At 37.4% G+C, this 6,808-nt stretch carries 9 protein-coding genes; 6 read left to right on the forward strand and 3 right to left on the reverse strand.

The annotated features are described in order from the left end of the window. The first annotated feature begins 20 nt into the window (after positions 1-20). From rpsI to ACRPLY_RS24810, 4 genes are all read left to right on the forward strand, one after another. Positions 21-413: a 30S ribosomal protein S9 gene (rpsI, locus tag ACRPLY_RS24795; RefSeq protein ID WP_013054959.1), complete on the forward strand. Its 393-nt coding sequence runs from the start codon at positions 21-23 to the stop codon at positions 411-413. Between the two features lie 111 nt (positions 414-524). Then, positions 525-947 (forward strand): DUF2521 family protein, encoded by a 423-nt coding sequence (locus tag ACRPLY_RS24800; RefSeq protein WP_047749538.1) that lies wholly within the window; start codon positions 525-527, stop codon positions 945-947. 70 nt (positions 948-1,017) lie between these two features. Next, positions 1,018-1,725 carry an N-acetylmuramoyl-L-alanine amidase CwlD gene (gene cwlD / locus ACRPLY_RS24805; protein WP_014462005.1) on the forward strand — a complete coding sequence of 236 codons (708 nt, stop codon included), beginning with the start codon at positions 1,018-1,020 and terminating at the stop codon, positions 1,723-1,725. Between the two features lie 90 nt (positions 1,726-1,815). Further along, positions 1,816-2,889, forward strand: a complete 1,074-nt coding sequence (locus ACRPLY_RS24810) for an Mrp/NBP35 family ATP-binding protein (protein ID WP_014462004.1) — start codon at positions 1,816-1,818, stop codon at positions 2,887-2,889. Positions 2,890-2,927: 38 nt separating this feature from the next. Here the strand turns inward: ACRPLY_RS24810 and ACRPLY_RS24815 are convergent, their stop codons facing one another. Together ACRPLY_RS24815 and gerD are read right to left on the reverse strand one after the other, a co-directional pair. Beyond that, positions 2,928-3,836 (reverse strand): LysR family transcriptional regulator, encoded by a 909-nt coding sequence (locus tag ACRPLY_RS24815; protein ID WP_432232141.1) that lies wholly within the window; start codon positions 3,834-3,836, stop codon positions 2,928-2,930. Between the two features lie 187 nt (positions 3,837-4,023). Next, complete coding sequence (gene gerD / locus ACRPLY_RS24820; RefSeq protein WP_432232142.1) at positions 4,024-4,653, reverse strand: spore germination lipoprotein GerD; 630 nt, start codon at positions 4,651-4,653, stop codon at positions 4,024-4,026. Positions 4,654-4,798: 145 nt separating this feature from the next. Between gerD and ACRPLY_RS24825 the strand changes: the two genes are divergently transcribed. Beyond that, positions 4,799-5,419, forward strand: a complete 621-nt coding sequence (locus ACRPLY_RS24825) for a KinB-signaling pathway activation protein (protein WP_432232143.1) — start codon at positions 4,799-4,801, stop codon at positions 5,417-5,419. A gap of 44 nt (positions 5,420-5,463) precedes the next feature. On the opposite strand, the gene pdaB is transcribed toward ACRPLY_RS24825, so the two are convergent. Next, the gene (gene pdaB, locus ACRPLY_RS24830) at positions 5,464-6,228 is read right to left on the reverse strand and encodes a polysaccharide deacetylase family sporulation protein PdaB (RefSeq protein ID WP_165636552.1); all 765 of its coding nucleotides are present in this window, start codon (positions 6,226-6,228) and stop codon (positions 5,464-5,466) included. A gap of 111 nt (positions 6,229-6,339) precedes the next feature. On the opposite strand from pdaB, the gene ACRPLY_RS24835 reads away from it, so the two are divergent. Next, complete coding sequence (locus tag ACRPLY_RS24835) at positions 6,340-6,564, forward strand: hypothetical protein (protein WP_432232144.1); 225 nt, start codon at positions 6,340-6,342, stop codon at positions 6,562-6,564. Positions 6,565-6,808: the final 244 nt, after the last annotated feature.

Genomic DNA, 6,808 nt, shown 5'->3' on the forward strand with positions numbered 1-6,808 from the left:
AATAAGAGGAGGTTATTATCTTGGCACAGGTACAATATTACGGAACTGGTCGTCGTAAAAGCTCTGTTGCTCGTGTACGTTTAGTACCAGGTAACGGTCGCGTAACAATCAACGGTCGTGAAATCGAAGAATACATTCCATTTGCTGCACTACGTGAAGTAGTAAAACAACCACTTGCTTTAACTGAAACTGTAGGTAACTATGACGTATTTGTAAACGTTAATGGTGGAGGTTATGCAGGTCAAGCTGGCGCTATTCGTCACGGAATCTCTCGTGCTTTATTAGAAGCAGACCCTGAATACCGTGGAACATTAAAACGTGCTGGTCTATTAACTCGTGACGCTCGTGCGAAAGAACGTAAAAAATACGGTCTTAAAGGCGCTCGTCGTGCACCACAATTCTCAAAACGTTAATTTTATATTACGTTTCAAGCCTTGGTCTTTGGACCAAGGCTTTTTTTATTTGTTGTTTGCGTATGAGACGAAGGCTTGTGCAGACAATATGTAAAAAAGGGAGGCGTTATCGTGAACGAGGTTACATATTTAAAAGAAAAACGTTATGAAAAAGAAATGAAATATGAACGCAAAGTCCTAAGGGAACTATCGTTTGATTTGCTTCAAGAGAGGCTGCGCCGTTATTTTCATCCAATGTTTCAGTGGAATATGCTAGGAGACGAACATGTGGAGGAGTACTGTCTTGACATTGCTATCGAATCATTTTTATTAGGTGCCCGGGTGAGTAAACGTGGTAAAAGCTACGAAGATGTTCAGAAGCACAGTAAGCAAGAAGAGTCTCTTTTAATTGATACATTGTACGGAGCCGTCAGCATGTCTGTAACAGATCTTTATCAAGATGGTCTGTATTATTTGTGTCAAGGATATGTGCAAGACTGGTGGAAAGAAGGTTATCGAACCGCAGAAAAAAGACGCCGTTTACGTTTGCATTAAAAAGTACTCATAATTCCCGTTCTTGTCCCATATAGAAATAAATAGGTGAGGCAAGAAGGGAAGGGATAAAATGTCTAAAGTAAAAATAATGAGCACAATTATAGCGCTTCTCGTTCTTTTTGTCATTGTACAATATCAAATAGATCATAGAACATCATCCGGTTCGCTTTCACTTCCTCTTAGCGGGAAAGTTATTGTACTAGATCCTGGACATGGCGGTGTTGATGGAGGAGCGGTAGGAGAGGATGAGGTGCTTGAAAAAGAAATAACTCTTAAAATTTCGTTAATGCTTCGAGACTATCTGCAAGAGCAAGGGGCACTTGTTATTATGACGAGAGAAAAAGACGAAGACCTAGCGGCCAAAGATACAAGAGGATACAGTCGCAGAAAAGTAGAAGACTTAAAAAATCGCTTAACGATGATTAATAAATCCAACGCTGATTTGTACTTAAGTATTCACTTGAATGCTATTCCATCCTCTGCGTGGAGAGGGGCTCAAACTTTCTATTACGGATCCCTAAAAGAAAACGAGCAAGTGGCCAAACTCATTCAACAAGAGCTAAGAAATAATCTGGACAATACGACCCGTGAAGCAAAAGCTATTCAAACTCTTTACCTTCTTAAGCATTCTAAGCCACCCGGTGCTTTGGTTGAAGTAGGATTCTTGTCAAATCCTACAGAACGTAAAATGCTTCAATCGAAACGCTATCAAAAAAAGTTAGCTGAATCCATTTATGAAGGAGTCAGCCGGTATTTTACTGGAGAAAAGCCTAAATAAAAAGCATAGCACCCTTCTATTCAGAAAAATCTAATATGTATGATATACTTGATAGTATAAATAAATAGATTTTAACATGGTGGTGGGAGTATGCTAACGGAAAAGCAAGTAAAAGAAGTAGTAGGGGAAATTACAGATCCATTTTTAAATAAAAAACTATCAGAAACAGATGCGATTAAAGAAATAACAATCAAAGCTGAAAAACAGCATATAAGCCTGAAGATTGCTGTTGCAAAAACAGGTACGAGTGAACAGTTGAGCCTGCAAGGCACAATTGTAGAAGAATTAAAAAAAGCAGGTGTACAGTCGGTTGGACTGCGATTTGTTGAGTTTACGCCTGAGGAACTTCAGCAGTACCGCGCTGAGCAGCCGAATACTGGCAACTTACTAACTAGTCCGAATGCACCTGAATTTATTGCTATTGCCAGCGGTAAAGGAGGCGTTGGTAAATCAACAGTCTCTGTTAACTTAGCCGTTTCTCTAGCTCGTTTAGGAAAAAAAGTTGGTTTAATTGATGCTGACATTTATGGATTCAGCGTCCCAGACATGATGGGAATCACACAACGTCCTGTAGTAGAAGGTGAAAAGATTATTCCAGTTGATCGTTTCGGAGTAAAAGTTATTTCCATGGGCTTCTTTGTAGAAGATAATTCACCTGTTATCTGGCGAGGACCTATGCTCGGAAAAATGTTGACGAGCTTCTTTACAGAAGTTGAATGGGGAGAATTAGATTATCTTTTACTAGACTTACCTCCAGGAACAGGTGATGTCGCATTAGACGTTCACTCCATGCTTCCTGCTTGTAAAGAAGTGATTATTACAACACCACATCCTACAGCGGCATTTGTTGCAGCTAGAGCGGGTGCTATGGCTTTGAAAACCGATCATGAGGTCATTGGAGTTGTAGAAAATATGGCTTACTTTGAAAGCCAGCTAACAGGGGAAAAAGAGTATGTATTTGGTAAAGGTGGGGGTCCAAAACTGGCTGAGGAACTTCAGACAGAGCTGTTAGGACAGCTTCCGTTAAGTCAGCCTGATTGGAATGAAGAAGATTTTGCACCTTCCATTTACGACGAATCGCATCGTTTAGGTCAAATATATGGAGAGATTGCAAGCAAGATTGCATTTATTTGCGAAAATGAAAAAGCAGCAACAGGAAAATAATAAAAAGCACGCGCTGTTCGAGCGCGTGCTTTTTATTATTATACAGAGAGTTCAATCTGCGTCTTTTTTAAATCAAATGCGAGGTTTTGTTTTAAGAGAGCTAAAAATGTTTTTCCAGCTGTACTTACGGTCTGAGACTGGTGCTTTAAAATGCCGATTGCAGGCCCCTCATGTAAGTCATGAATCGTTTTAACCACCACTTGATCCGGCGGAAGAGTTGCGCTTATTTGTGGAACAACGGCTATTCCTAAGTTTTCTTTTACAAAATGCTGAAGTGTGCTAATAGTGCCTAACTGGACTTTAGCAGGCAGCTGTCCTGTTCGTTCAAAGATTAGCTGGGCAATTTTCTTTTGAACGGAAGATTGCCCAGCTGTAATCAGCGTTTCGTGTATTAAATCTTTTGCAAAGATTGTTTTTCTTTTTGTTAGCGCATGATTGAATGGTAGTAGCAGCACAAGTTTTTCTGTTAGCAATGCCTCAAACTCTATATCTCTGAACGATTCTGATACAGTGCCAATCGCGAAATCAATTTCTTGATTGCGTATATGTTGATGAAGGTGCTTTTCGTCTGCAACGAGTAAGCTAATTTCTGTGTTGGGATATCTTTTTTTAAATAATGAGAGAATGGAAGGCAGTCGACTGCTTGCTGTAGGCTCTGCAGCACCTATACGGATCGTGCCAGCTTCGCCTGTTGAATAATCCTTTAAGGTATTATTTAGATATTCATATTCCTTTAGTAAAATATTTGCCCGTTCGTAAAAGATTTTACCTGCTTCAGTAAGTTTAATGCTTTTTCCTCGTTCTAAAAGCTTAAATCCTAGTTCGGATTCTAACTTTTGAATGTGCAGTGTAATGGTAGGCTGAGAGTACTTTAAATATTCAGCGGCTAATTGAAAGCTTCCTAAACGAACAATGGTTTGAAACGTTTTAATAACGCGAAATTCCATCGAATTCCCTCCTTTTGCTATAAAACGATTGTGTTAATTTCTAATATTTTACCATAAAGCTAAGAATTAAAGTTTACAATTCCAATAAAAATACTAAGTATTAAAAAATATAAAGAAGTCATTTAGGTTTTTTAATAAAAATAAATGACATAATTAAATACGCATCTCATGTGAGATGCGTATTTAATCACTGCTGTTGCTGTTCTCCGCCTGAGTCAGATCCAGTGGAAGAAGAACCACCATCGTCGCTGCTTTGTTTTTGTCCACCTTGTGTTTCTTCAGCGGCTTTCAAAAGAATGTCTTGAATTTTAGATTGATAAAGAGGGCTATCAAACGTTTCGGTCATAATCTTTTGTAAATAAGTGCGATATTCTTTACTCTTTAAAACAGTCAGTACTTCTTTTTCCATAGCCGGATCCTTTAAAACATCTTGAAGCATTCCTTGATATTCAGGATCTTTCATTAGTTGTTTGATGACCGTCTTATTTTCTTTTTCCAAACTTTTAGCAAAGCTTTCAGCAAACTTCGGATCATCCATGGCTTTTTTCCAAAATTCCACGCCCTTATCTGATACTAGGGTTTGAGAAATTGTATCTTTTATCGCGTTTTGATCCATTAAAATATCTTGTCTAACAGAAGGGTCTTTCATAATTGCCTCGACTGCTTTTTTTCCTTCATCTGTTTTTAAAATATCAACAACCATTTTCTTTGTTTGATCATAATCCATACCATTGTTCTCTTCATCTTGCGGTGCACAGGCTGTAGCTAAAAGCATACACATTCCTATATAAATGAGGAGCATGAGTCGCTTTTTCATAGTAATGAGCTCCTTTCCTAATATGCTTACGCTTAATATGAGATAATCAAGGTTTTTTATTCATAAAAGAGCTCTAGATTTTTCAAAACGTGATTGGTACAATTTATGAAAAGGTACAATTTTGTAACTTATGGGGGAGATGGAAGTGAATAGTCGAAATTGGGTTCGTCTATTTCTAACCACGTTAGCTGTTGGGGGTATAAGTACAGCTGTTGTTGGATTTGCGGTGCGCTGGGGGGAATACGGTCACTTATTTCAACAAGGAAAGATAGGAGAAATTGTTGCTGTTTTAACATGGCTCGTAGGCGTAGGGTTTATTTTTAGTTTAATTAGCCAAATGGGGTTCTTTGCATATTTAACTATTCACCGATTTGGGTTGGGAATTTTTAAATCTGCATCTCTTTGGAAATCGGTTCAAATTGTATTTGTTTTATTTGTATTATTTGACGTTGCTTATTTTCGATATAAGTTCTTTCAACAAGTGGGAGAAGGCATAGGTAAGTATATTTTGTTAAGCGTTTTCTTGTTAGCGGTGGGGTTGTTAGTGGCGTATGCAAAGAAAAAGCAGACGAATAAAGAGGCTTTTGTACCAGCGCTGTTTTTTATGATTGTTGTAACGACAATTGAATGGTTCCCAGCGCTGCGAACGAATGAAGAAAGCTGGCTTTACCTTATGTTGTTTCCACTTCTAATTTGTAATATGTATCAACTTCTTATTTTGCCGAAACTTCTTACGCACGCAAGAATAGCAAAAGCAGACAAATAGCATATTTGTCTGCTTTTGCTTTCCATATACAGTGGGAATAAATCTTAGCGGATATCTTTTACTTGGGTTTTTGAATTTGAAATTAATGTTGAAATACTTACGTTTGAGACTTTTTTATTTTGTAATGAATTCTTGATATATGGAATAGCCTTTGCTGTTTGTTGAGCGGAGTCAGACGCGTGCAGCAATATAATATCTCCCCCCTCTAAAGGCTTTGTAACATTCGAGACAATTTTTTCAACCCCTGGATTTGTCCAGTCTTTAGAATCAATGCTCCAGTGAACAGTAGTATATCCTATATCTGCTGTTAATTTTAAGATGTCTTTATTAAATTGCCCGTTAGGAGGACGAAGAAGGTGAACATCTTTAAGGCCTAGAGAATCAAAGACTTTCTTTGATTTTGCAAGATCCTGTCTAATCTCATTAGGTTTTAGGCTTGTATAAGAAGTATAGTCATAGCCCATTGTGCCAATTTCGTGACCTTCTTTCTTAATGCGCTCTACAATATCTGGGTGACGTTCAGCCCATGAAGCAGATAAAAAGAAAGTAGCATGTTCAATATGCTGTCTTTTTAGTTCATTCAGAATGGGAATAGCTCTTTCATCTCCCCAGCTGATGTTAAAGGTCAGAGCAACTTCCGGATTTTTATCATCCGCCTTATAAACAGCTCTTGGACCGTTATCCGTTGAAAACACGGGAAAGTGAAACGTCTGCTGAGCATAGAGAAAAAAACTTGTAAAAAACGCAGCAACTACGATAAGCATGGTCTGTTTGATTCTTTTGGCTCGAATAGTATAAAACATATTCATTTTGTCACCTCATTTAATAAGTAGTACTTGTCTAATTTGTATGCGTTTTGTCTACAATTAATAACAGGTAAGGAAAAGAACAACTGATTTTATTTTGATGTGTGAGAATCAATGTCGCAAGAAGCAGGTGAATCAATGAAAATTTGTTTATTTAATCAGGTGGAGTGTTTAGAGTTAGAAGCACTACTTAGAGAAGAAATAAAGAGATCAAACGTTGCTTTTCAACAAAGTTTGAATCATGTAGTTCTTGAACGAAACATTCAAGAAAAGTATCAAATCCTTTCAAAGATCTTGCTAAGATTCGGCGAAAGCAGGGAAGTAAATAAGATTTTTTGATAAAACAAAAAAACTTTTCAAAAAGTGTTGACTTTTATATAGCACAGATGTTAAATTATTAAATGTCGCTGATGAGTGATTGGAAAACAATCGCAATTCATCAGAAATAAAATATTAAAAAGTTGTTGACAAATGAAAGACAACTTGTTAATATAAGAAAGTCGCCCAAGAGCGGCGGTTGAACTTTGAAAACTGAACAAAGCGACAAACGTCAACGTTAATTTTTATTTTTTAAATGAGCAAG

This window comes from Priestia sp. TGN 0903, assembly GCF_050846855.1.
Classification (GTDB): domain Bacteria; phylum Bacillota; class Bacilli; order Bacillales; family Bacillaceae_H; genus Priestia; species Priestia zanthoxyli.

Excerpts from the sequence above, each read along its gene's own strand:
- ACRPLY_RS24815 (WP_432232141.1), bottom strand. The coding sequence starts at position 3,836 with ATGGAATTTCGCGTTATTAAAACGTTTCAAACCATTGTTCGTTTAGGA.
- ACRPLY_RS24835 (WP_432232144.1), top strand. The coding sequence starts at position 6,340 with ATGTCGCAAGAAGCAGGTGAATCAATGAAAATTTGTTTATTTAATCAG.
- cwlD (WP_014462005.1), top strand. The coding sequence starts at position 1,018 with ATGTCTAAAGTAAAAATAATGAGCACAATTATAGCGCTTCTCGTTCTT.
- pdaB (WP_165636552.1), bottom strand. The coding sequence starts at position 6,228 with ATGAATATGTTTTATACTATTCGAGCCAAAAGAATCAAACAGACCATG.
- ACRPLY_RS24810 (WP_014462004.1), top strand. The coding sequence starts at position 1,816 with ATGCTAACGGAAAAGCAAGTAAAAGAAGTAGTAGGGGAAATTACAGAT.
- gerD (WP_432232142.1), bottom strand. The coding sequence starts at position 4,653 with ATGAAAAAGCGACTCATGCTCCTCATTTATATAGGAATGTGTATGCTT.